The organism is Corallincola spongiicola (assembly GCF_004284785.1).
In the GTDB taxonomy this organism is placed as follows: domain Bacteria; phylum Pseudomonadota; class Gammaproteobacteria; order Enterobacterales; family Neiellaceae; genus Corallincola; species Corallincola holothuriorum.
The window spans coordinates 76,701-101,325 of sequence record NZ_SHLY01000005.1; the positions used below are offsets into that span (position 1 = coordinate 76,701).

The following is a 24,625-nucleotide window of genomic DNA, read 5'->3' on the forward strand; positions in this document are numbered from 1 at the left end:
AAGCCCCGATAGCGAAAGCTACCGGGGCTTTTTGTTGCCTTCAAATCAGGCAATAACAAGCTTTAAGGCCTAATTAATTTAATTCTCTGTATCGCTACTTTAAGTAAGAAGAACAGCACTAACAGTACAAGTGCGTAGCTGAAAGCTGGCAGGAACCAGCTAATGGCCGTATCGAACAAAGGCTGCCAGTGGGTGCCTTGCTCGTTGCGAAATATCTGCCCAGGGTTCTCTAGCCACTCCCACAGCGTAACCACTGTCGTCAGCAGCACAGCGAAGAGTAGGCTGGAAGCAAAGATATGTTTTATCGCTTTCAACATGTCTAATCTCTTTTGCTTCACTTGTTTATTCCGGCTGTTTCCAGATTGACTCTATCCAAGGTATAGCTTGATAAAGTGCATCAGTAAACGCCGCGAAATCATAGTGATCAGCCTGCTCTAATGTCACCAGCGTGGCGTCGCTGCCGCTGGTCTGAAGTTGCATGATGTAGTCACGGGTTGCTGTCACGGAGCTCACCTGATCGGTGAGTGAATGGATCGCATAGATGGGGATCTGCCACTTTTGTTGCGCTGGCGTCGCTTGTTCTGGTGCCGGAGGCATGCCAGAAATAGGTAGTATCGCTGAGAATAGTGCTTGGTGCCTCTGGCCAAGGTACCATGCGCCAGTGCCGCCCAGGCTGTAGCCTGTCAGCAGTATTCTGTTTGTATCGATCTGGTAAGCTGCTTGGATACTCGCTATCAGCTGTAACAGTGCCGCTTCGTTAGCTGGCGTTGTCTAGTCGTTACTTAGAGCGTCGGGAAGTATGACTAGCGCGTTTAGATCCGCAAGGGCTGGGTCGATTAGGTCATAGAACATATCTTCGGCAAAGAAGGGAGTGATATTACCGCTGTAATGCAGCGCGACGACGAGAGGTGTTGCTGCGTTGGCTAAGTCATTTTCTGGTACCGATAATACAAAGCGTAAAGATTCGGCGGAGCTGCCGTCAGCATGTTGCCGCAGCAATTGCTCATCGTATACCCCAGGCGAACGTCTTATTAATGGCTGCGCTAGGGGTAATTTCTGCGCCGATGAAGAAACTTGTGGCGAGGGAAGGGCGTTGGCGTGGCCATAGGCAGAAAACAGGGCACTACAAGTTAGAAGTAAGACTAAAGGTAGAACGATCCGTTTCATCTTTGCGTCCTTAATGCTGCACGGGATACTGTTACAGCATCGCGAGCATTTTTGTCACACTATTGCGGTTTCTTGCGGTAACAGAGACGCCTAGGCTTTTTTCGATATGCGCCGCCAATTTTGAACGACCAATGCCGTCTGGTGCGAACAGATAGAATATCTTTTCGTCTAATTCAAATGATTCATTTTCAGACTTCAGCGTGTCAAGCGTATCAAAATCTGGGGCTGTTGGAGTCCCAGATAAAAAGTAGAAATGCTGTGATTTTGGCTCGGTGTTTTTGAACGGGCTTTTATCGACGGCGGCTTGCAGATCGTCAGGGGTAACTAGCATCACTTCAGGCTTGAAACCAAACTGAGTTTCTACTGCCGAACTTATCTTTTCTGCTAAATCGTCTTGCTCTGTTTGGCTGGATTGAAAAAGTACGTTGCCGCTTTGAATATAGGTTTGTACGTTCTGCAGCCCGAGATCTTCAATAAGTGGCTTAAGCTCTGCCATTGGTACTAGATTCTTGCCACCAACATTGATACCACGAAATAGCGCAATTTGAGTATTCACGTTTTATCCTTAAACAGTGCTGCCTAGCTGAGCGTTTTCGCTGACTTTGCCATAACAATCGAATCGTTATTAGTTCGTAAGTGGCAAGCGATTATCAGCTTCCTAATAATTAACCATACCAGAGCTAACCAGCTGTTGTTATGACTATTTTTAATTTCTGCTGGCGGCACTTCACTTGGCTCACACTGCCGAGTGTATAAGGCGGGATAAAACCGCAGACTAAAGTACTGATAGAGGATTGACGAAAAAGGAGAGAGCCCATAAGTATGCGCTCTCTCTGTTTGAGGAGATAAGCTAAAGCGTCAGTTTAAAGCTTGACTAACGTGCGTCCCGTCACCTGTCCCAGCGTGATCTTTTCTGCGTATTCTGTCACTTGCTCTAATGATATCTCGGTGCAGGCTTGAGCATAATAGCTAGCAGGTAAAAGCTCTGACAGACGTTGCCACGCCGCTTTGCGCTTCTCATAGGGACACATTACTGAGTCGACGCCTAGTAGTGCTACGTTGCGCAGAATAAAAGGCATCACTGTGGTCGGCAGATCAAATCCTCCGGCCAAGCCGCAAGCGGCGACGGCACCGTTGTAATCTATTTTTGATAACACATTAGCGAGCAGTTGACTGCCAACCGTGTCGATAGCGCCTGCCCATAACTGCTTGTCTAATGGACGACCTTTGCCTTCCAGTTCGCTCCGGGGCACGATGCGCGTTGCACCGAGTGCTGTTAGTAGTTCGGCGTTTTCTGGACGTCCAGTCACGGCTGCAACACGATAGCCTAGTTGCTTCAGTAGTGTGACAGCAACGGAGCCGACACCGCCGCTGGCGCCGGTGACTAATATCTCACCTTTATCCGGCGTGACACCATAGCTTTCTAGTGCCATGACACAGAGCATGGCGGTAAATCCCGCGGTACCGACCATCATCGCTTGTTTACCTGTCAGCCCCTCGGGTTTTGGTACTAACCATTCAGCTTTTAGGCTGGCCTTTTCGGCGAGGCCACCCCAATGGTTCTCGCCAACGCCCCAGCCGGTGAGAACCACTTGGTCACCGGCTTGATAGCAGGGGTGTTTTGAAGAGATCACGCTGCCAGCCAGATCGATGCCGGGCACCATGGGGAAGTTACGGATGATCTTTCCTTTACCTGTGATTGCCAGACCATCTTTGTAATTGATGGATGAATAATCCACCGCAATGACCACCTCTTCTTCTGGTAGTGCTGACTCATCCAGTTGGCGGATCTCTACCACCTGCTTTTCGTCTTGTTTATCAATGACCAGAGCATTAAACACGGCATATCCTTCATTTATTGGCGGAGCTTAATAATGTACGCAAAGTCTAGACGGAATTTAGGGCTTACGTGGCAAGTAAGATCAATCATGCCAGAGTGTTTGGCTAGAATGCGTTTCAAAGCGCGCTATGGGACAGAGCGCAAACATCACTTATTTAGATTAAAGAGTTGTGTGGTTGCACACGATAACCAAGGGAGAGCTATGTGAGTATTTAGAGTGAAAGTAGGGGAGGTCGATATGTTTGCTAGTCATGGTAGTTATGAAATATCACTTCTTCAGAATAACAGTATTGTGAAAGTGAAGTTTATTGGGGCGTGGAACAAAGAGGCTGTGTTTGATTTCTTCGACGATCTGAAAAAATGTCCGCTTGCTGAGCGCTGGGTAGCCATTGCCGATCTGACCGAGTGGGAAGGTGCCACACCTGAATTGACGGAAGCCTATCTGCCCGTGGTGGATTGGTGTTTGGCTCATGGCGAATGTGCTACGGGTCATATCTATGCAAAGAACTGGCAATACCTGTTTGTGGAAAAGTTGCGCCTTTATCGCAGCCAATCGATACCTCAAATGAGTTTTACCGATGAGAGCAGCGCGATTGCATGGGCGAATAGCCAATTGCATGCTGTAGCTGTGTAGAAATCTACTCTGTTGGTGGCGAAATGGCTGTTTTTTCGCCCTGGAACTGTGTAGATTGCGCGAGTTACCATTTGAATGAGAGAACCCCATGACTGATACAGCGAAGAATACAACAGCCTTATTCGGTGAAAAATCCGAGACACGCTATGAAGCTTTTTTAGAGATGGCGTTAGCCGCTGAGCAAGTCTGGGTTCTGAAAGACGATGAAGGTTGCTTGATCGTTACCTCTGGCGATGAAGAGTGCTTACCCGTATGGCCTTCTGAAGATGCAGCTGCCGCTTGCGCTATCGCGGACTGGAAAGGCTTAGAGCCACTGGCTGTTAGCTTGGTGGATTGGATGGAAAAATGGCTCCCAGGTATGGAAAAAGATGACCGTGTCGTGGCCGTCTTTCCTAACTTGGCAGGTGAATCCTTAGTCGTTGCTGCCAGTGAACTTTATGCAGAGTTAGACGCATAGTCTAACTTCTGCAGCCCCATGCCACCTTTAGCCTTGATAGATAGCTATGGTGGCTACGGGGATATTGGGGCTAGAAAGTAACTTGTAACGAAACGCTGTTAAACCCAGGGACAATGCGCCAGTTGAACGCGCTTTTTTCCGCTTCATTAAACTGTTGCTGATAACCGTCCCAGCCTTCCCGTGCAGCATCCGGTTGTGTCCAAATAGCTGCTTCGCTAATTGCTATCCCCAACGCAGCAGAGCCTAGGGCATCGCCACTATCACCCCATGCTGCAATGGCTGCGGCACCGAGTAAATTAACGCCAACGCCAATCAAATGCGGCTTTAAGGTGTAGCGTTCATCTGCACGCCATGCACTCTGTTCCAGCATCTTTTCTGCTTCCGCCAGTCTGGCGAGTTTCTCTGCGCGGTTATTGCCCGGTAGCATCTGATATTCGTCCCAGCCAGCAACCACGGGTAGCGGCTTTAGCATCATCATGGCAAAACCACCCGTTGACTTCACTGCGCCAACCCACTGCTTGGTTGATTCATCAGAATCATCTTCGTCGTTTGCTTTGTATGCCTGTGCTAACGCGCTGGCACCATAGAATCCGGTCCAGCCATATTGCCAATAGGTAGATGGTGTTTGGATCTCATTCAGACGTGCTTCCAGATAGCTTAGGCGCTCGTCAATTTCGCTCTCTTCCATTAACTGAAAATCTTGTGCCATTAAAGAGGTGCTGAAGATTAGAGCGCATCCGCAAAGGGTGGTTTTGACGAGAGGGATGTTGATGAAGTGGGAAAGCAGCATAGGGGCATCCTTATTCATGACTTATTACTTGTTGTTGTTTTAAGCATAGAGCAAAGCGAAGCAAGACAACATGCTAACAACTAAAGAGTTTATGCTAACTATATAAATTCACTATGAGTAGTGGTGTCGTCAAGCAGCAGCATTGCTGAAGGGGTGGGCTATCAGGTGAATACCTACCAGATAGCCCTTGTATATTTGGCGGGGCTGGTGAAAAGAGAACTGACGCTAGTGGTGGTGTTCGTGACCTGCCAAAGCGTTGCCTTGAGTATCGTAGAATCCAGAGGCACCGCCTTCAATAAACCCTTGGGTGACCATTTGAGTGAGAAACGGATCGGTATGGTCGTCACCAATATCGGCATAATCAGTCGCTTGGTAATTTTGGCGTACTGCGAAGAATGTGTTGATCGTCTTTCTATCGTGAGCAAGGGTCACCAGCTGCCACTGCTCTTGCTTATTACCATAATGGCGTTGAAGGGAATGGATCAGCTGTAGCTGCGGTAACCAAACCAGGGTGGTTTTTTCATTGTTGCTATTGAGCTCCAGCGTTTGGCGCTTGTCGCAGCCCTCTCCTCGCTCCGACTTCAGAGTGAATTTTTCCAGTTGCTGAGCGGAGATCAGTTGATAGCGGTGGGGCCAGTCCTGTTCCTGCTTACCATGTACTTTTTCCCCAGGTTGATATTCGATAGCGCGTTGGTAGTGATCAAAAAAGCGGGTGGGCTTTATCCAGTTATTGCCGAGTAGATCCCATTGTTCGGTGATCTGGGTGGCAGGGTATTGGTGGGCTACTTTATTGCCATCGCGCCAAAGCCAGAACGCTGTGGTCTGTTTCTTTCCGTGTCCAGTCATGTCGATTTGATAATGAGCAGAAAGCTGCTGCGACAAGATTGAGCACTGCGATGCGGGCGTGGCGAAAGCCACTTGAGAGAGCAGTGCGAGTAAGGAGAGAGCGAACAGTGAGGCAGTTTGTAAATTCTTAATAGGCATAATGTCAGATCCAGAAAAGGGAGGTGTGAACCTCCCTTTTTTTGTTATGAATAATTAAAGCTTGGCGTTAGCTTGTTCGGCCAAATTGCCACTGAGATTCATGATGTGAAAAATCATATTCTGCTCGTTGGTACCATTCACCAGAAACGCACCAGGGCCTTGTGCATAGATCCCCACGTCTTCTCCCGCATGGGTTTCAGAACTCATAGGTACCAGAGCTTCTTGGTGGAAGCCCGGACTGGTGGTGTCGACGTCGCCCAAGTCCTGACGTCCAGCGGCGGGATCCAAGCCATAAGTGGCATCAGCATTAGTTTCAGCGCCTAGGTTACGGAAGCCCCGGCCGTTGGTATAACCCAAGGTTGTATAAGGCATACCATCGCTGGCAGTGGCAGGCTCATCGCTACCAATTCCAACAACCTTGCCAAGGATTGGATTACCACGCTTTGGATAGCCAGCAATAGTAAATACATGGCTATGATCCGCCGTTACAATGATCAGTGTTTCTTCATCGTTGGTCAGTGCCAAAGCCGCTTCAACGGCTTTAGCAAATTCGATGGTATCGGTCAGGGCATTGTAGGCACTTCCGGCATGATGAGCGTGGTCGATGCGGCCAGACTCAACCATCAAGAAGAAGCCATCGTCGTTGTTGTCGAGCACCTGAATCGCTTTGCTGGTCATCTCAGATAACGATGGTTCACCTGCAACATCATTGGCTCTGTCCGCTTCATACTGCATATGAGATTCGTTGAACAAGCCAAATAGGTGAGCAGTCGTTTCCGTGTCCACCGCGTCGAAACCGCTCTGGTCGTAAATATAAACACCATCCATGTGATTAGCTTGCCATTCAGCAGTCAGATCTCGGCCATCGGTACGATCACCTTCAACCGAACTCACTGCGTCGGGACTGTTATACATAGCGTCTTTAGGCAAGAAGTGCCGACGACCACCGCCCATTACCACCTCTAAACCATCAACATCCAAGCCGGCATAACGGCTTTCCAGCAGAGACTCGAAGTTCACCAGCTGTGCTGCAATGTCTTCACAACCTGCAACAACCGCAGCTTCTGGCATGTCGGACACATCTTCCCAGTTACGATCGGCAGACTTAGCATAAGTGGCCGCGGGTGTTGCATGAGTGATTCGTGCGGTAGAGATCAGTCCGGTTGACTTGCCAGCGATCTCTGCCAGCTCCAGTGCTGTTACCAATTCGTTTCCTGCGACTGTTGCGCAGTCGCCGCGCTCGATATCTTCATCGACACCGATGACACCGACATCGGTCTTCACACCACTCATCATCGCCGTCATGGTACCCGCTGAATCAGGGGTCTGAGCGTCAACGTTATAGGTCTTTGCTAGACCTGCAAAAGGCATCATGTCAAAGCTCAACATATGCTCTTCGCCGTTGCCACCTTGCATCTGGCCTTCAAGAATGCGGGCGGCGGTGACGGTGGAAATACCCATGCCGTCACCGACAAACAGAATGACATTTTTTGCTTTGCCTGCGACTTTGGTCGTGACCACACCACCATTGGCACTGCGTGGTTGCGTGCCGATCACTTGCTGCCACACAGATTTGGCTTCAGCGATTTTGTTTTGCGCTGCGCCAAACCAGGGGTTGTTGAGAGTGGTTAACAGTTCTGCGGTCGCTACACTGGTATTGCCGGCGGAGCAGACATAACTGGTGTCCAGTACCTCATCAGCGTCCAGTGTACCGTTGGTATTATTGTCTAGTCCGCTTTGTACTTGAGTACCGCCATTCGGGCAGTTTGTATCGCCCACTTCCAGTTGGGTTTGGGCGATCAGGCTCGTCAGGCCGTTATCGCCATCGTCACCATCATCACAACCGGCTATCGCCAACAGTGCGGTACCTATAACCAAGCTTAATTTAGTCAGTTTCATTGTCTTGTTCCTTATTCCGCGACTAGGCCAAGGGATTGGTTGATGATGTGGAAAATGATGTTCTGCTCAACCACGCCCTGTAGCAATTGCGCACCAGGCCCTTTGCCGTGGATGGCAACATCTTCACCAGCATGGGTTTCTGAACCGAGTGAGATAAGGGCTTCCTGGTGGTAACCTGTACTTGTGGTATCAACAGTCGTCAGATCCTGGCGGCCGTTATTGTTGTCCAAGCTGTAAGTCGCATCGGCATTGGTTTCTGTGCCCAAATCTCGGAACCCTTTACCATTGGTATAGCCAAGGGTTGTATACGGCATGCCATCTGCAGCTTCTGCAGGCTCATCGTTGCCGACCCCCACCACTTTGCCCAAAATTGGGTTGCCGCGCTTAGGGTAGCCGGCGATGGTGAATACATGACTATGGTCAGCTGTCACTAAGATTAATGTTTCATTGGGATCGGTCATTTCGACAGCTTGCTGAACTGCTTTAGCCATTTCGATGGTATCGGTCAATGCGTTGTAGGCGCTGCCAGCATGATGGCCATGGTCAATACGGCCAGATTCCACCATCAGGAAGAACCCTTTATCGTTATTGCCGAGTACGTCGATGGCTTTCTCTGTCATCTGCGACAACGAAGGCTCACCGGCAATATCGTTGTCTCGGTCTGCTTCATACTGCATATGAGATTCGTTGAATAAGCCAAATAGGCGAGTTGTTTCTGCTGGATCTATGGCATCGAAGCCTGCTTGATCGAAAACATAGTGGCCATCGCTGTACATTGCTTGCCACTCAGCGATCAGGTTGCGCTCGTCAGTACGATCGCCTTCGATTTCACTGGCCGCGTCGGCGCTATTAGCTGTCGCATCCTTTGGCAGAAAGTGGCGCCGACCACCACCCATCACAACATCGATGCCATCGACGTCGATACCGGTAAAGCGGGCTTCTAATCTTGGTTCAAAGTTAACTAGCTGCGAAGCGATATCTTCACAGCCACCTGTTACCGCGTCTTCGGGCATATCTGATATATCTTCCCAATTACGGTCTGCAGATTTGGCGTAGGTGGCGGCGGGGGTCGCATGGGTGATACGGGCGGTAGAGATCACACCGGTGGACAAGCCGCGGATCTCAGCCAGTTCCAGCGCAGTCACCACTTCGTTGCCTGCAGCGGTTGAACAATCGCCGCGAACGACATCTTCATCTAAACCGATCACGCCAGCGTCTGTTTTTAAACCCGACATCATGGCGGTCATGGTGCCTGCTGAATCGGGCGTCTGCGCATCAACATTGTAGGTTTTGGCCAGTGCTGTATGGGGAAATGTTTCGAAGCTCAGATAGTGCTCCTCACCCATAGCGCCAGCGAGCTGACCTTCCAAAATGCGCGCGGCGGTTAGGGTCGAAACTCCCATGCCATCGCCGACAAAAAGGATCACGTTCTTCGCTTTGAATTGAGTACTGGCTTGCAGTTTGGCATTGAGTAATGCGCTGGCTTCAGTGTACCAAGCGTTGTCCATTTGGCTCGTAGGTACAACCTGGGCTTGAGCCTGGGCAACAATGGCCGCGGCCAAGGCGCCGGATAGGGCTATCCTGTTTAGTTTCATCTCACTGTCCTAAATACCGTTGAATGTTCGGAAATTGAACGACTGTTGTGATAAGAGTCACGGCGTAAGGTTAGAGAGGTCGGATGACAGAAATGGGACGTTTTTGTTGCGGAAAGATTGCTTGTTTGTGACGTTTGGGTGTCTATGCTCGCAGGGCGTAAGGCGAGCAGGTAGGGCATTGAAACTTTGTTCGCTTGATAAAACTAAAAACGCCCCCGCTCAACGGAGGCGTTTATTTACGAGCAGTAAACTTGCGGTGTTAACCTACTATTTGTTACGGCGGCGCAAGCCTAATCCTGCTAAACCGAGTCCGAGCAGCAGCGCGGTTGCAGGTGCAGGAACCGCTACAGCGTTAGCGACTAAGATTACTTTTTCCCAATCAGTGCTGTTGTTAAGTCCCAAATAGCTGCCAGCACGATAACCGCCAACACCATTTAACGTGTGCCAGCAAAGACGATCTCTTTCCGATGCCGCTGCTGTATCGCATTCGAACTTGTTGACGTCGTCACCCAAGCCTGCGAAACCCCAAGACCAACCATCTGCGTAATACCATTCTGCGCCATTGGCGGTCGTGGTGACGTCGTTATTGGCTGCACCTGTGTCAGTCAACACATCATCCCAGCCTGCTGCTGCAAGTACTTCAAAAACATCGGAGCCTGTGCGGCGCGCAGCCAGCATCAGGTAGTCACCTGAACAGTTGGCTAACTCATCGTCAACAGTTGTACCCATAGGCGTAGCATAGGTAGCTGAATAACACTCGCTCCAACCCCAATCGTTAGTAACGGTGGAAACAGCAACATCATTCTGTGGGCCATAAGGGATCACTGCTGCACTGGCAAAAGCACTTGCGGCGAGCAGAGAGGCTCCCAATGTGGTTTTTACTAAGTTATTCAACATGAACATCATCCTACTATGTTGGTATTGTTAATGGTTATTACGCAAACACAAGCAGGTATTGTGCCGTTATTTTTATTGTTTTATATCAGCGTGTTAGCGGTGTCAGCTTCGGCAGGGATAGTTTCTTGTAAACTCGTCTGACACTGATAGGCGTTAATGGCAGGTTGTTAGTAGCCACAAAGTGAAAACGCCTTCGTCAATCGAAAGCGTTTTTCATTGAATGATGGATTATCACACGTGGTTCACTTGTTGCGCCGACGCAGACTTAAACCGACCAACCCCAGTCCTAGTAGGAGAGCGCTTGCCGGTGCAGGAATGGACGCAAACGTCAGGTTAATATGCACGGAATCGACACCCGTGATGTTGCCTCCTTGCCAATTGACAAACAATGTATCGTCAACCCAACTTAGCATTGAATCGACATAGTCATCAGTGTTGGCCGAGAAGCTCACGGCGGCAAGATCCGCTAGTACGCCACTATCAAATATAAATTCAAAGCCATTGTAAGAGGTGTTATTCCAACGGCAACAGGCATCATCTTTGTAGTCAAAATGGATGTAGTCATCACCGATGTCTATGTAGTCAAAAGCGTCCCAATCACCTGGGAATCCGGTAGGATTAACCCATTCATTGCTTGCGGCAACCGTGCTGGTTTCTGTGTGTAAGATGGAACCGTATGTGGCGTAGTGGTAGTTGGCTGTGACACCGCTACCCATCAAACCTGCATGGGCGAAAGAGGTGCTGGCGATAAGCAGAGATACTGCAAATACTGCGTTCTTCATTCTATTCTCTCCCATAGATCATAATGGTCATCTAAGGCATATAGAACAGTGAGGCTTTGATATTTGGTGATTGTTGGCTTGTATTGCCTCAAATGCGCTACGAGGTGCCTTAATCAATCTATTTTGCTCTCCCTTTTCTATAAGCAAAAACTGAACCAGCGTTTTTTAAATAGGATAATCAATAGGTAACGAACCTGATAAAGTGTCACTCTCAATAATTTGTAAAGAAGGCTGACAGGCCAAAGATTCTTTCGCTGCACATCTACCCATGGATTCAATATCATCAAAATTGTTTCAAGAGGGTGCGCGGAGCTGCTTGGAGAAAGTAAGGCCTTCGATGAATGAAGGCCTCTTAATATTTTTTGGGCGTGCTTTGCTAAATACTAATGTGCGATCCACGGCGCAATGCCAAGCTAGCTAAAGCTAGGGCGAATAGTAAAGCTGCTGTTGGCTCTGGGACGGTAATAGTATTTGCGACTAAGATTACTTTTTCCCAATCTGTGCTTTCATTCAATTCCGTATAGCTGCCTGCCCGCCAACCACCAACGTAATCCAAGGTGTGCCAGCACAAGCGATCTCGCTCGTCCGTTCCCTTGTCATCGCAGATTGCTTTGAATACTTCGTCGCCTTCGCCCGCAAATCCCCAGGAAAACCCATCCGCGTGATACCACTCTGAGCCGTTTGCTCGTTTCGTTATACCGTCAACCTTAGGCTCCATTTCTGGTCGTGTATCTTCCGATCTTGCCGCAGCTAAAACTTCAAACACATCAGAACCGGTTCGGCGAGCTGCGAGCATCATGTAATTGCCTGAGCAGTTTGCAAGAGGATTGCCTTCAGGGCCATAGAAAGGCTCGGCATAGAGAGCTGAGTAGCATTCCGTCCATCCCCAGTCATTAATGACTGTTGAGACGGGTACATCATTTTGTGGGCCATAAGGAAGCACTGATGCACCGACAACACAGTTTGTGACCAGTAACATCAGACCTACGACGAGCTTGAAGCGTATATTCAACATCGTTTCTATCCTTGAACTGTAGTTAAAGTATATGATCGATAAGATTATAGCTGAGACTGGTTTTGGAAGCGTCGATTGAATATCTGATGCGTCTTGTTATCGAAGCCGAAAGGAGCGGTAATTTCCACGCTTTAGAAATCGTTTTGGGTTGTTTGCGGTGCAGTATTACTACCCAGATATTTGTCTTTAAGCCGGTTGTGCTTCTCCGCCATCCAAGATCCGGATCGAGATCGCTGCGGCGGCCGTGCGATTATCCACATCAATCTTTTTAAACAACTGCTCCAGGTGTTTGTTCACGGTGCGTGGGCTCATCGATAATATTTGTGCGATCTCCCAATTGGTTTTTCCAAATGATACCCAGTACAGCACTTCTGATTCCCGTTTGGTGATGGGGAGTTTTTGCTGCAGTGTTTCCGGTGATTTTTCTGATTCAGCCGCCACTAATCGGATTAAGCTATGGCCCGCTTGATGCTCGCCACCAAACTGAGCGTGCATCGGCATCTCAAATAGCGAAATGGTCAACGGCAGTGCCGGATCGTCCTGCAACCAAGTGATTAACTGTGCACTGATGCTATGCCAGATCTCGGCTTCCTCACCCTTCGCCGATGCGACCAATTGATGGACATGGGGTGTCGCCCACTCAATCTCGCCCTGGTGGTCGACGCAGATGACGTATTGCCCTGCATGATCCAATGCCGTTTGCGCACTGATCGCTAAACGGGCGTTTTGCGTGTGTACCTTGATTCGTGCCATCACCTCTTCGGCGACGATCGGCTTGGTGACATAATCAACACCACCGACTTCGAAACCGCGCACCACGTGCTCTACATCGGTGAGGCCAGTCATAAAGATCACCGGGGTCATGGGTAACTGTTGCTTGATCTTTTCACAGGTTTCAAACCCATCCATGCCCGGCATCATCGCATCCATCAGGATCACATCCGGCGTGATACGCTCAGATATGGATAACGCCTGTTGGCCTGATAGAGCCACCAGTACCGTCAGGCCTGCGTTGTTCAGCGCGGCATTGAGCATCCCCAAAGATTCTGGTGAATCATCGACGACTAAGACAATTGAGCTGACATTGGGTGTATTACTCATCGATTAACGCTTCCAGATAGGTGACGATCTTTTCAAAATCACAACGTTGAGACTCTTGTCGCATGCGGTGAATAAAATCACTACCGGCGATCTGTTGTTGTTCCAGCTTACCCAAGCTGTCGGAGAATGCACTCAGGTAGCCAATCTCTGCCCAATTTTTTAGTTCTTTGAGGTATTTGCTTGCAGGGATAAGGTCTGGCGTATTGAGCGTTTTTGCCGTGTTACTCTGCTCGTCATCTACCTTCTCGGTATCTTGTATCTGCCAGTTCAGGTTCAGCAGTCGGCCAATTTTCCCTAACAAGGTGTTTAGCTCCACCGGTTTGGTGAGGTAATCATTATGATATTGGCCAAGTAGATTGTCGTGCTCACTCTCTAAGGTGTTGGCGGACACCATCATGATGGGTTGGGTGAAGCCCTGTTTTCTCAGTTGAATAGCCAGCTGCCAGCCGCTGATCTCAGGCATGGCAACGTCTAACAGGAATAGATCAACTGGGCAATGCTGGCAAAGCGCCAGGGCTTCCGTGGCATTGGCTGCCTGATAAAGAACAAATCCAAGTGGTTCAAGGATATCTTTCATTAGCTGACGCTGTGAGCTTTCATCATCTACGACCAAGAGGGTCTTTTCATCCCCCTGGTAGCCAATCACATTGGCATCAGGCAGCTTGACCCGGTTAGGTCGTGCGACTTGCGGTAACATGAGGCTCAAGGTGAACTCACTGCCCACCTCTAGGGTGCTTTTAAAGTCGATATTGCCGCCCATCAGTTCAGCTAACGAGCGCGAAATAGTCAGGCCTAAGCCTGTACCGCTGATGGCTTGCGTAGATAGGTTTCTGACCCGTTCAAAGGGGCGAAAGATTAATTCGCGATCCGCTTCATCAATGCCGATACCAGAATCTTTGACATGGAAGTGTGCGACCTCGTTGCGATAATTGACGATAAAGCTTACAGAGCCCTCTTTGGTAAACTTGATCGCATTGGATAGCAGGTTCATCAGGATCTGACGTAAGCGCTGTTTATCCGCGGCGATAAATTCTGGCAGATACCTGCAGGGCTGATAGTCAAACTGGATCCCTTTGTTGACCGCTTGCAGTTGGAACATATCTACCAACTGATTAAGAAATTCGGTGATCTGAACATCGTCTCGTTGCAGTTCGAGACGACCCGCCTCAATCTTTGATATCTCTAACAGGCCTTCAATTAAGTCTGATAGATGCTCACCGTTGCGACGTAAAATCGCTGCGTACTCGCGCTTCTGTGTACTTAGTTCATTATCTTTACTGAGCAGCTGGGCGTAGCCGAGCAATACATTGAGCGGTGTCCGCAATTCATGGCTGATACCTGCTAAATAACGACTCTTTGCTTGGTTTGCCGTTTCCGCTGTTTCTTTGGCTCGCTGCAGGGCGCGATAAGTTTCCTCATGGGCATCAATCTCCTGGCTTAGCAGTTCAGATTGTGACTGTACCTCCTGCATTGCGACCCGACTGCTGCTACGGGCAAGAATAAACAGCCAGCTCACTACGCCGATTAGGATCAGAAGTAAGAAGAACGCTTTGATAAAGGCGGTGGCGACGCTGCCATCGGCGGCAAGAGCCTCCGGTACTTGCGCATAGGCAAGGGTCAGTATGGCTGACATCACAGAGGAGATGGCGAGCATCACCAGCACAAACTGGCCCATGGAGCCACCGAGTTTTTCTACCCAGGCAGGCGACAAAAAACGCCCCGCAAACTGGCGCGACTGCGCAGTTAAGGTTGCGTGGGGACGACACTTGTTGCCACAGCGTACATCCAGGCTGCAGCATAGCGAACAGATGGGACTGTTATACGCTGGACAATGGGTCATATCCTCGCGTTCAAACTGTAGTTCGCAAACGCTGCAGGTCTCCAGCTCGGCGGCAAACAGTTCCGCAGGACGGGCCAGGTAGAACTTGCTTTTCGTCAGCCAAGCGAATAGCGGTACGGTGATAAAGGGCAATAAAAATGCGACAAAGGAGGCCATCGCTTTAAACAGCTCGCCGAACAGGCTCAGATGGCCCATGATGCCGATGATCGAGGCCAGGAGCATGGAGCCAACACCGACCGGGTTGATGTCATAGAGTTGTGAGCGTTTAAATTCAATATGCTTGGGGCTGAGTCCGAGGGGCTTGTTGATGATCAGATCGGCAACGATCGCGCCGATCCAACCCAGCACCAATACCGAATAGATCTGTAGCATCTCTTCTAATGCCTGATAGACGCCGAGGACCATCAATAGCAGGGCGATGACGACATTAAAAACCACCCAAACTACCCGTCCAGGATGGCTGTGGGTAATACGGGAGAAGTAGTTTGACCACGCCAAAGATCCAGCATAGGCATTAGCCACATTGATTTTTAACTGCGAAACAATAACGAAGCTGGCAGCCAGAAACAGTGCCAAGCCTTTATTGTCGGTGACATAGTTAAATACCACCATATACATATGCGCTGGGTCGTCGGCCACCAGCGCGGGCAACCCGTGAGCCAGTGCTAAGTAGGCAAGAAATGAACCCAGGATCATTTTCGGCGCGCCGACCAGGATCCAGCCCGGGCCACCTAGTAGCAAAGCCGTCCACCAACGTAAGCGGCTCTTTTTTGTTGGCTCGGGCATAAAGCGGAGAAAGTCCACTTGCTCGCCAATCTGCGCAACCACCGAAAGCAGTACTGCACAGGCGGCGCCAAACATTACAAAGTTGAAGCTGTTGTCGTTGCTTTCATCGAGGCCAGCGTAGTTAATCCACTCATTGAACTGGCTGTCAGGGTGGGTAAATACGAAATATAGTGGTACCAGCTGCATCGCCAGCCAGATCGGTTGTGACCATTGCTGGAAGCGGCCGATATTGGTAATACCATGGGTAACAAGAGGGATCACTATTAGCGCACTAACCACGTAGCCCACTAATAGGGGAACCCCGATCAATAGCTGCAAAGCCATCGCCATAATGGCTGCTTCAAGGGCAAAGAAGATAAAGGTAAAAGAGGCATAAATAAGTGAGGCGATGGTGGAGCCGATATAACCAAAACCGGCTCCGCGACTGAGTAGATCGATATCAACACCGTACTTGGCCGCGTAGTAACTGATTGGGATACCGCTGAACAGGATCACTAGGCTGACAACACCGATCGCCCATAACGCATTGATCACGCCATAGTTAAGCGTGATCGCCCCGCCTAAGGCTTCTAATACCAGGAACGATACCGTGCCTAGTGCTGTGTTTGCGATCCACGCCATATTCCAACGTCTTGCCCGCTTGGCGGTAAAACGCAACGCAAAATCCTCCAACATCTCGTTGGCAACCAGCTTGTTGTAGGTGCGTCGGGTCGCAAGGATCTTATTGGAATGCATCGGTGGCGTGCGCCTTTCCTTCATATTTTTACTGGAGAACGAACAAAGTATGCCGACTGCTGGTCGCAGCCGCATGCGTCATTTGACGTATATCGCTACTGCGTTATGCGCATAGGCTTTGTTGCCTCTTCCCTGAATACTGCAATGGTCACCACCGATGATACGACAGAGCGGCAATAAGAATAAGCCCCGTAGAGGGATGTCCTTGTATCGACTTCCGGTGCTAAAGAGATCCAATCCAATGTCTTGAACAGGGAGTGCGCAAATGAGAACCCATAAATTGACCACGGTCGCCGCCGCAACATTGCTAGCTATTAGCTTGGCTCCGGTTGCCCAAGCAGGTGCCAAATTAGAGATCACCGAAGACAGCTTCATCAATCTGGGAGCGGGGATTCGAACTACCGCTTCAGGTACTGAGGACGGTTCACCCAATGGCGACAGTTGGTCGACAGATTTTAATGTCGACAATATTCGTCTGTACTTGTCTGGGCAGTTGATGCCTGCGGTGAAGTTTACCTTTAATACCGAAAAAATCGATGGCGATATCGATGTGCTTGACGCCATCGTGCAGTACGAACCAAGTAAAGAGTTCAATATCTGGGCGGGTAAGATGCTCACCCCCGCCGACCGGATTGAAATGAGTGGCCCGTTCTACGCATTAACCTGGAACCAGTACACAGTACCACTTTACCCCTCAGATCAAGGTGGCGAAGCCGGACGTATTGGCCGCGATGATGGTGTCACTGTGTGGGGCGCGTTTGACAAATTCCAATATGCCGTGGGTGTCTTTGATGGTTTAGAAGGCTACTCCAACCAAGATGACAATCTGTTATTTGCCACACGTCTCTCATATAGCTTCTGGAATATGGAAGGTAACCCGGCTTATTACACTAGTTCCACCTACTACGGTGAAGCTGGTGATGTACTGACCTTAGGTGTTTCTGCTCAGTATCAAGAAGACGGTACCGGCACGACGACTGACGCCGAAGACTTTACCGGCTACGCCGTTGATGTCTTGATGGAAAAAGTACTCGATGGTGGCGGGGTCGTTACCCTCGAAGGCGAATACAAGATGTTTGATGCTGACTTGAGCGCTGCCGCTCGCGCCTCAGCCGATTGTTTTTGCCTGTTTGATGGCGATGCCTATTTTGCCACTGCGGCTTACCTATTCGCGGATCCTGTGGGGATCGGCAAAGTACAACCTTATGTGCGTTACACCTCCAACAGCCCTGATGATTACGACGACTCGGATCTCACCGAAGTTGGCGTGAACTACATCATCAAAGGTCACAACTTGCGTTTGAATGCCAACTACACCACGGGTGATGCCAATGCCAGTGGCTATGCGGCAGCAGATGATGCCGACAGCTTTAGCTTAGGTGTGCAGTTCCAGATCTAACGACCATCTCATTCGATAACGATGAAATAGAGACAACAAGGGAAGCGGAAGATGAAGATGAAAAAACTACTATTAGCTGGCTCTATTATGACCAGCATGCTCCTCGCCGGTCAGGCGATGGCAGCAAAGAAAGAAGATACCATCAAGGTCGGTGTTCTGCACTCTCTGTCAGGCACCATGGCGATCAGTGAAACGACGCTGAAAGACACCATGTTGATGCTGATCGAAGAGCAGAACAAAAAAGGCGGCGTGCTCGGTAAAAAGCTTGAAGCCGTGGTGGTTGACCCGGCGTCCAACTGGCCGCTGTTTGCAGAAAAAGCCCGTGAGCTGATCCAAAAGCATGAAGTGTCTGCTGTGTTTGGTTGCTGGACCTCAGTGTCTCGTAAGTCAGTACTGCCAGTGTTTGAAGAGCTGGATAACCTGCTGTTCTATCCTGTGCAGTATGAAGGTGAAGAGTCCTCTAAAAACGTGTTTTATACCGGTGCCGCGCCAAACCAACAGGCGATCCCTGCGGTTGATTACTTGATGAATGATCTGGGTGTTAAGCGTTGGGTACTGGCGGGGACTGACTATGTTTATCCACGTACTACCAACAAGATCCTAGAAGCCTATCTCAAGGCGAAAGGGGTCGATGCCAAAGATATCACTATCAACTACACGCCGTTTGGTCACTCTGATTGGCAGTCTATCGTTGCCGATATCAAGAAGTTTGGCTCTACCGGTAAGAAGACTGCCGTCGTTTCCACCATTAACGGCGATGCTAATGTGCCTTTCTACAAAGAGCTAGCTAACCAAGGCATTTCAGCGGAAGACATTCCCGTTGTTGCCTTCTCTGTTGGTGAAGAAGAGCTTTCAGGTATCGACACTGCACCTTTGGTTGGGCACCTGGCGGCATGGAACTACTTCATGAGCGTTGAGGCGGATGAAAATGACGATTTCATTGAAGCATGGCAGGCGTTTGTTGGCAGCGACAAGCGAGTGACCAACGATCCAATGGAAGCGCATTACATTGGCTTCAACATGTGGATTAAAGCGATTGAGAAAGCCGGAACAGCCGATCCAGCCGCTGTCCGTGAAGCGATGATCGGTATCTCTGTGCCAAACCTGACGGGTGGCTACTCAGCCATGATGCCTAACCATCACATCACTAAGCCAGTACTGATCGGTGAGATCCAAGACGATGGCCAATTTGAAACCGTATGGCAGACCTCAGGTCTGGTTCCGGGCGATGCATGGTCTGATTTCCTTGAAGGTTCAAAGAGTATTGCCGCTGATTGGCAAGCGCCTTTGATGTGCGGTAACTACAACGTTAAAACCGCTAAGTGTTCTGGACAAAACTACTAAAGCAAGTGTGAAGCGCGGCCTCTTCCTGGTGAGGCCGCTCTTTTTCTCCCTCTGTCGCAGATGGAGATTTTTTTTGATGTTTAGCTTCAGTCAGCCACCGCTTTGGTATGCCGATTGAAAGTAGGGAAGGAGTCACCGCCCTTGAAATGGTTATCGTTTTTTTTATGTTGGATGGCGTTGGCGCTGACCTCATCCGCCCACGGGACTGTCGTTGAAGAACCCCTGGCGGCCGATCAATTCAACCAAGGGCTGACATTGCTCGGCTCTAAAAAGTATCCGCAAAAAGAGCAGGCCGTGCGTTTGCTATTGGCCAGTAAAGATCCTCGCACACAAACGATCTTACAGATGTTGCTGGATGGGCAGCTTTATCGTCAGAAAAAGACCAACGCGGTCGTGTTTATGCAAAAGGCGGAAGATGGCGCGACCCATGTCGCGCCGTTGCTGGTTGACGGTGAGATTAATCGATCATATGCCGGCCTTCTTGCTGTCAAAAAGCGCAGCGTAAAACGAGTGGGTTTGAACAACGCCCTGCGCAAACAGATTAAACAGGGATTAGCGACCTTGGGGTTGGCAGCGGAAGATCCTGCCAATCGCGCCGCAGCTATCGAAGCGCTAATAGGTGAACTTACGCCTGAAACAAATGGATTACTGGTCGAGCGGTTGGCGTTAGAAACGGATGACGACGTGCGTGAACTTATCACTATTGCTTTGGCCGTCGATAACCTCAATAAAGAGAGTACGGATCTGGCCGCTGATATTGCTGTATTGGCTGACAGCCTGCAGCCTACCGCCCGCAATGCCTTGGTCAGTTTTGCTGATGCCACAGAGAATCCCGAGTTAAAGCAGCAAGCAGAGAAAGCGCTGGCGCGTATTGACCAAAAAGTAAAATATTCCGGCTTTGCTGAAACGCTGTTTTTTGGTTTAAGCCTGGGGTCGGTATTAGTACTAGCGGCCATTGGTCTTGCCATCACCTTTGGCGTGATGGGCGTGATCAATATGGCCCACGGTGAGTTAATCATGCTGGGTGCTTACACCACTTATGTGGTTCAGCTATTGATGCCCAACCACATTGGTTTGTCGATCCTGGTAGCGATACCTGCTGCGTTCATTGTTTCCGGCGTAGTCGGTATTGCCATTGAACGTTTTGTTATCCGCTTTTTGTATGGTCGCCCGTTAGAAACATTGTTGGCGACCTTTGGCCTCAGTTTGATTTTGCAGCAGGCGGTGAGAAGCGTTTTCTCCCCCCTCAACCGTTCTGTTGCAACCCCTGATTGGATGAGTGGCTCACTGATGATTAATCCTGTGTTGTCGCTCACCCTTAATCGCCTCTATATCGTGCTGTTTTGTCTCATCGTGTTTGCGCTGCTGTTCGCACTGTTGCGTTATACCCGCTTAGGCCTGCAGGTGCGTGCCGTATCGCAAAATCGGGCGATGGCCCGCGCGATGGGCGTGCGTTCATCCCGGGTTGATGCCTTGACCTTTGGCTTGGGCTCGGGTGTCGCAGGGGTGGCCGGTGTGGCACTGAGTCAGCTCACCAACGTCGGGCCTAACTTGGGGCAGGCCTACATCATTGACTCGTTCATGGTGGTGGTGTTTGGCGGCGTCGGTAACTTGTGGGGCACCTTAGTGGCTGGGCTGTCACTTGGTGTGGCCAATAAGATCATGGAGCCGATGGCGGGCGCAGTACTGGCGAAGATCCTTGTGCTGGTCTTTATCATTCTATTTATTCAAAAACGACCTAAGGGCTTGTTCCCGCAGAAAGGTCGTTCGGCGGAGGATTAAGCATGAGTGTGCAGTCGCAAAACGTGTTTAATCGCGCGACCGTGGTATTTCTCGGAACCCTGTTTGTGGTGGCCGTGTTAGTGCCCGTGCTAAATATGCTGGTGTCGCCAGACAGCAGTTTTCACCTCAACACCTATACCGTGACCTTATTGGGCAAATATCTGACCTATGCGCTGCTTGCAGTGGCCGTGGATCTGGTATGGGGTTATCTCGGCATTCTTAGTTTGGGGCATGGTGCCTTTTTCGCTCTTGGTGGCTATGCCATGGGCATGTATCTGATGCGTCAGATCGGTGACCGTGGCGTTTATGGGCATCCGCTATTACCAGACTTTATGGTGTTCCTCGATTGGCAGGAGTTACCTTGGTATTGGCTGGGCTTTGATCAGTTTTGGTTTGCCGCGTTAATGATTGTTCTAGTGCCGGGTTCGCTGGCGTTTGCCTTTGGTTGGTTGGCGTTTCGCTCACGGGTGACCGGGGTTTATCTGTCGATCATGACCCAGGCCCTGACCTTCGCGCTGCTGTTAGCCTTCTTCCGTAACGAGATGGGTTTTGGTGGTAACAATGGCTTGACCGACTTTAAGGAGTTGCTTGGTTTTAACCTGCAATCAGATGGTACCCGCATTGGCCTATTCCTTTGCTCGGCATTGGCGCTGGGGCTGGGGTATCTGGCCTGTCGGTTTATTATCGCCAGCAAGTTGGGGCGGGTATCGATGGCGGTGCGCGATGCGGAATCCCGTACCCGCTTTATCGGTTTTAAAGTGGAATATATCAAGCTCGCGGTATTTACCTTTTCCGCCGTTTTGGCAGGGATAGCCGGTGCTCTGTATGTGCCGCAAGTGGGCATTATTAACCCGTCAGAATTTTCGCCGCTGAACTCCATTGAACTGGTGGTATGGGTCGCTATTGGCGGTCGAGCCACGCTATATGGTGCGGTGATCGGTGCCATATTGGTGAATTACGCAAAAAGTTATCTCACCGTGGCTATGCCTGAAGTGTGGCTGTTTGCTCTTGGCGCACTGTTTGTGGTGGTGACGCTGTTCCTGCCTAATGGCCTGGTGGGGTTGTTTAACAACCTTAAGCGTAAACAGAAGGCGACTGCCGAGGAGGCAAACGCATGAATATGACCGATGCGTTTTATGAGTACGGTCGCCGTGATCAGGTGTTCGAATTTCTTAAGCCTGTGCAATCGCCGATGCTGGATGTGGCCAAAGGTTACATCCTCTATCTGGAAGATATCAGCGTCAGTTTTGATGGCTTTAAAGCGATTAACGACCTGAACCTCTACATCAAAGAGGGTGAACTGCGTTGCATCATTGGCCCCAATGGCGCAGGTAAAACCACCATGATGGACATTATTACCGGTAAAACCCGTCCTGATAGTGGCAGTGCCTGGTTTGGCCAAAGCATCAACCTGTTGAATATGAGTGAGCCTGAGATCGCCCAAGCAGGGATCGGCCGCAAGTTTCAGAAGCCCACGGTATTTGAGCAACTGAGTGTGTTTTCAAATCTGGAACTGTCGATGTCTGGTGCCAAAGGGGTGTTTGCCACGTTGACCGCTCGTTTAACTGGCGAGCAGAAAGATCAGATTGACCAAGTGTTAGCGCAGATTGGTTTGCTGGATCAGCGCTGGTTGGATGCGGGTAGTCTCTCTCACGGCCAGAAACAGTGGTTAGAAATTGGCATGTTGCTGATGCAGAACCCGAAACTGTTGTTAGTCGATGAACCAGTGGCGGGGATGACCCATCAGGAGATGGATCGTACGGGGGAATTACTGACCTCATTAGCGGGTCAGCACTCTATTGTGTTGGTGGAACATGACATGGATTTTGTGCGCTCGCTTGCTAAGCAAGTGACGGTGTTGCATCAGGGCAGTGTGTTGGCAGAAGGCAGCATGGAACAAGTGCAGCAAGACCCGCGCGTGGTCGAAGTTTATCTGGGAGAGTAACCATGCTGAGTATTAAAGGACTCAATCAGTTTTACGGCCAAAGCCATACCTTGTGGGATCTTGACCTGGAAGTCATTGAAGGCGCCTGCACCTGTTTAATGGGGCGCAATGGCGTCGGCAAAACTACTTTGCTGCAATGCATCATGGGGCTGCTGCCGGTGAAGTCCGGCAGCATTGAATTTAACGGTGCGCCGATTGAGAAACTGATCAGTGAAAAGCGTGCGCCCATGGGTATCGGCTATGTGCCCCAAGGGCGGCAGATATTCCCACTGCTAACGGTGGAAGAAAATCTGCAGGTAGGCTTGCCCGCCCGTCCGGATCGCAGCAACAAAATTCCTGAGTTTATATTCGAACTATTTCCCGTTTTAGCTGAGATGATGAATCGTCGTGGTGGCGACCTTTCAGGGGGGCAGCAGCAACAGTTGGCCATTGGTCGTGCCTTGGCAATCGATCCTAAACTGTTAATCCTCGATGAACCCACCGAAGGGATCCAGCCTAATGTGGTGGCTGAAATCGGTGACATTATCCGTCGCTTAAACGAAGAGATCGGCCTGACCGTCTTACTGGTGGAACAGAAGCTACCGTTCGCCCGCAAAGTGGCGGATAACTTCTGCATTCTTGATCGTGGTCGGCAAGTGGCGACGGGCGAGATGACGGCGTTGGATGACACCTTAATCAAAAGGTACCTGACCGTATGAGTGAGCGCCTTTTGCCCTCTGAGCTGGATACGTCAATGTTACTGCCTGAAGAGGGGACAACGGCGGTGACTGGACAGTTAACTTTTGGCACGCAGCGGCATTGGGCGGCGTCGTTAGCGCTAGGGTTTGACGCACCGGCGGGTAAGACCCGCATGCATAAGATGGATTTTTATGGGCCGTTAAGAGTGCAGCGGCCGTTTTATCCGGAAGGGGATGTGTGCCATGTGTATCTGCTGCACCCGCCGGGTGGTTTGGTCTCTGGGGATGATCTGTCTATTCAGATCGAGTGTGGTGATAACGCCCATGCGCTGTTAACGACGCCATCGGCCGGAAAGATCTACCACGCCGATAGCTGCGATGTGATCCAGAAGCAGCAGGTGAACCTGTGTATCGATAATGCCCGCTGCGAATGGTTGCCTATGGAAACCTTGGTGTTTGATGGTGCCCATGGCGTGTTAGACACCTGCATTAACCTTCACGGCAACGCAAAGTTTATTGGGATGGACGTGATCTGTTTAGGTCGACCCGCCTCAGACCTGCCATTTTCCCAAGGCAAAATCGAGCAACGACTGTCTCTTTATCACGATGGTCGTCCCTTGCTGCTGGAGCGACAGAAATTAGCAGGTAACGATCCGCTGATGCTTGCCATGCCTGCATTTCAAGGGGCAACGGTCTCCGGCACTTTGGTCGCTTACGGCACTGATGCTCGAGAAACGCTCGTTGAGCAATTACGCGCGGCACTGCCTGAACGCGAGGGCAGTGACTGGTTTAGTGTGACTGAGCGGTTAGATCTGATCATTGTGCGTTACTTGGGACATGACAGCGAGCAAGCACAGCGCGGATTACGCTTGGCTTGGCAGATCTTGCGGCCTGAGGTGATTGGACTGCCGCCCTGTCCGCCTAGGATCTGGGCCACTTAGGTCGAGTGTTGACGC

General features: G+C 50.2%; 24 protein-coding genes. 10 read left to right on the plus strand and 14 right to left on the minus strand.

Annotated features, from left to right (window positions below):
* Positions 1 to 62: 62 nt before the first annotated feature.
* From EXY25_RS13925 to acuI, 5 genes are all read right to left on the minus strand, one after another.
* Entirely contained in the window at positions 63 to 317 is a 255-nt protein-coding gene (locus EXY25_RS13925; RefSeq protein ID WP_130567230.1) for a hypothetical protein, read from the minus strand.
* Between the two features lie 25 nt (positions 318 to 342).
* Positions 343 to 747: a dienelactone hydrolase family protein gene (locus EXY25_RS13930; RefSeq protein ID WP_130567231.1), complete on the minus strand. Its 405-nt coding sequence runs from the start codon at positions 745 to 747 to the stop codon at positions 343 to 345.
* Between the two features lie 24 nt (positions 748 to 771).
* Entirely contained in the window at positions 772 to 1,167 is a 396-nt protein-coding gene (locus EXY25_RS13935) for an alpha/beta hydrolase family protein (protein WP_130567232.1), read from the minus strand.
* A gap of 31 nt (positions 1,168 to 1,198) precedes the next feature.
* Positions 1,199 to 1,723: a DUF1697 domain-containing protein gene (locus EXY25_RS13940; protein WP_130567233.1), complete on the minus strand. Its 525-nt coding sequence runs from the start codon at positions 1,721 to 1,723 to the stop codon at positions 1,199 to 1,201.
* A gap of 307 nt (positions 1,724 to 2,030) precedes the next feature.
* Positions 2,031 to 3,008 (minus strand): acrylyl-CoA reductase (NADPH), encoded by a 978-nt coding sequence (acuI, locus tag EXY25_RS13945; protein ID WP_114339480.1) that lies wholly within the window; start codon positions 3,006 to 3,008, stop codon positions 2,031 to 2,033.
* Positions 3,009 to 3,245: 237 nt separating this feature from the next.
* Here acuI and EXY25_RS13950 point away from each other — a divergent pair, with 237 nt between their 5' ends.
* A complete protein-coding gene (locus EXY25_RS13950; RefSeq protein WP_114339481.1) occupies positions 3,246 to 3,641 on the plus strand; it encodes a hypothetical protein in 396 nt (131 codons plus the stop codon).
* Between the two features lie 88 nt (positions 3,642 to 3,729).
* A complete protein-coding gene (locus tag EXY25_RS13955; RefSeq protein WP_130567234.1) occupies positions 3,730 to 4,098 on the plus strand; it encodes a DUF2750 domain-containing protein in 369 nt (122 codons plus the stop codon).
* A gap of 70 nt (positions 4,099 to 4,168) precedes the next feature.
* Here EXY25_RS13955 and EXY25_RS13960 read toward each other — a convergent pair whose 3' ends face one another.
* The 9 genes from EXY25_RS13960 to EXY25_RS14000 all read right to left on the minus strand — a co-directional run bounded on the left by EXY25_RS13960 (position 4,169) and on the right by EXY25_RS14000 (position 16,522).
* Positions 4,169 to 4,906 (minus strand): hypothetical protein, encoded by a 738-nt coding sequence (locus tag EXY25_RS13960; protein WP_130567235.1) that lies wholly within the window; start codon positions 4,904 to 4,906, stop codon positions 4,169 to 4,171.
* Between the two features lie 207 nt (positions 4,907 to 5,113).
* Positions 5,114 to 5,872, minus strand: coding sequence for a hypothetical protein (locus EXY25_RS13965; RefSeq protein ID WP_130567236.1), 759 nt, complete (start codon positions 5,870 to 5,872; stop codon positions 5,114 to 5,116).
* Positions 5,873 to 5,926: 54 nt separating this feature from the next.
* Entirely contained in the window at positions 5,927 to 7,771 is a 1,845-nt protein-coding gene (locus EXY25_RS13970) for an alkaline phosphatase (protein WP_130567237.1), read from the minus strand.
* An 11-nt stretch (positions 7,772 to 7,782) separates the two neighbouring features.
* Positions 7,783 to 9,366, minus strand: a complete 1,584-nt coding sequence (locus tag EXY25_RS13975; protein ID WP_130567238.1) for an alkaline phosphatase family protein — start codon at positions 9,364 to 9,366, stop codon at positions 7,783 to 7,785.
* A 267-nt stretch (positions 9,367 to 9,633) separates the two neighbouring features.
* Positions 9,634 to 10,263, minus strand: coding sequence for a PEP-CTERM sorting domain-containing protein (locus EXY25_RS13980; RefSeq protein WP_158538093.1), 630 nt, complete (start codon positions 10,261 to 10,263; stop codon positions 9,634 to 9,636).
* 242 nt (positions 10,264 to 10,505) lie between these two features.
* Complete coding sequence (locus EXY25_RS13985) at positions 10,506 to 11,045, minus strand: PEP-CTERM sorting domain-containing protein (RefSeq protein WP_165419370.1); 540 nt, start codon at positions 11,043 to 11,045, stop codon at positions 10,506 to 10,508.
* A 376-nt stretch (positions 11,046 to 11,421) separates the two neighbouring features.
* On the minus strand, positions 11,422 to 12,060 hold the full coding sequence (locus EXY25_RS13990) for a hypothetical protein (RefSeq protein WP_130567240.1): 639 nt from the start codon (positions 12,058 to 12,060) through the stop codon (positions 11,422 to 11,424).
* 186 nt (positions 12,061 to 12,246) lie between these two features.
* Positions 12,247 to 13,161, minus strand: coding sequence for a response regulator transcription factor (locus EXY25_RS13995; protein WP_130567241.1), 915 nt, complete (start codon positions 13,159 to 13,161; stop codon positions 12,247 to 12,249).
* Positions 13,154 to 16,522 carry a hybrid sensor histidine kinase/response regulator gene (locus EXY25_RS14000; RefSeq protein WP_130567242.1) on the minus strand — a complete coding sequence of 1,123 codons (3,369 nt, stop codon included), beginning with the start codon at positions 16,520 to 16,522 and terminating at the stop codon, positions 13,154 to 13,156. Before EXY25_RS14000 ends, EXY25_RS13995 begins: the two co-directional genes overlap by 8 nt.
* Between EXY25_RS14000 and EXY25_RS14005 the strand changes: the two genes are divergently transcribed.
* The 8 genes from EXY25_RS14005 (at position 16,517) to EXY25_RS14040 (ending at position 24,610) form a co-directional block, all read left to right on the plus strand.
* The gene (locus EXY25_RS14005; protein WP_130567243.1) at positions 16,517 to 16,702 is read left to right on the plus strand and encodes a hypothetical protein; all 186 of its coding nucleotides are present in this window, start codon (positions 16,517 to 16,519) and stop codon (positions 16,700 to 16,702) included. The two genes, EXY25_RS14000 and EXY25_RS14005, sit on opposite strands and share 6 nt — an antisense overlap.
* 85 nt (positions 16,703 to 16,787) lie before the next feature.
* Positions 16,788 to 17,921: a porin family protein gene (locus EXY25_RS14010; RefSeq protein WP_130567244.1), complete on the plus strand. Its 1,134-nt coding sequence runs from the start codon at positions 16,788 to 16,790 to the stop codon at positions 17,919 to 17,921.
* A gap of 51 nt (positions 17,922 to 17,972) precedes the next feature.
* Positions 17,973 to 19,265 carry an urea ABC transporter substrate-binding protein gene (urtA, locus tag EXY25_RS14015; protein WP_207232175.1) on the plus strand — a complete coding sequence of 431 codons (1,293 nt, stop codon included), beginning with the start codon at positions 17,973 to 17,975 and terminating at the stop codon, positions 19,263 to 19,265.
* 141 nt (positions 19,266 to 19,406) lie between these two features.
* Positions 19,407 to 21,047 (plus strand): urea ABC transporter permease subunit UrtB, encoded by a 1,641-nt coding sequence (gene urtB / locus EXY25_RS14020; protein WP_246019564.1) that lies wholly within the window; start codon positions 19,407 to 19,409, stop codon positions 21,045 to 21,047.
* Positions 21,048 to 21,049: 2 nt separating this feature from the next.
* The gene (urtC, locus tag EXY25_RS14025; protein WP_114339491.1) at positions 21,050 to 22,165 is read left to right on the plus strand and encodes an urea ABC transporter permease subunit UrtC; all 1,116 of its coding nucleotides are present in this window, start codon (positions 21,050 to 21,052) and stop codon (positions 22,163 to 22,165) included.
* 74 nt (positions 22,166 to 22,239) lie between these two features.
* Positions 22,240 to 22,992 carry an urea ABC transporter ATP-binding protein UrtD gene (gene urtD, locus EXY25_RS14030; protein ID WP_246019573.1) on the plus strand — a complete coding sequence of 251 codons (753 nt, stop codon included), beginning with the start codon at positions 22,240 to 22,242 and terminating at the stop codon, positions 22,990 to 22,992.
* 2 nt (positions 22,993 to 22,994) lie between these two features.
* Positions 22,995 to 23,690, plus strand: a complete 696-nt coding sequence (urtE, locus tag EXY25_RS14035; protein ID WP_130567246.1) for an urea ABC transporter ATP-binding subunit UrtE — start codon at positions 22,995 to 22,997, stop codon at positions 23,688 to 23,690.
* Positions 23,687 to 24,610: an urease accessory protein UreD gene (locus EXY25_RS14040; RefSeq protein WP_246019565.1), complete on the plus strand. Its 924-nt coding sequence runs from the start codon at positions 23,687 to 23,689 to the stop codon at positions 24,608 to 24,610. Before urtE ends, EXY25_RS14040 begins: the two co-directional genes overlap by 4 nt.
* Positions 24,611 to 24,625 lie beyond the last annotated feature (15 nt).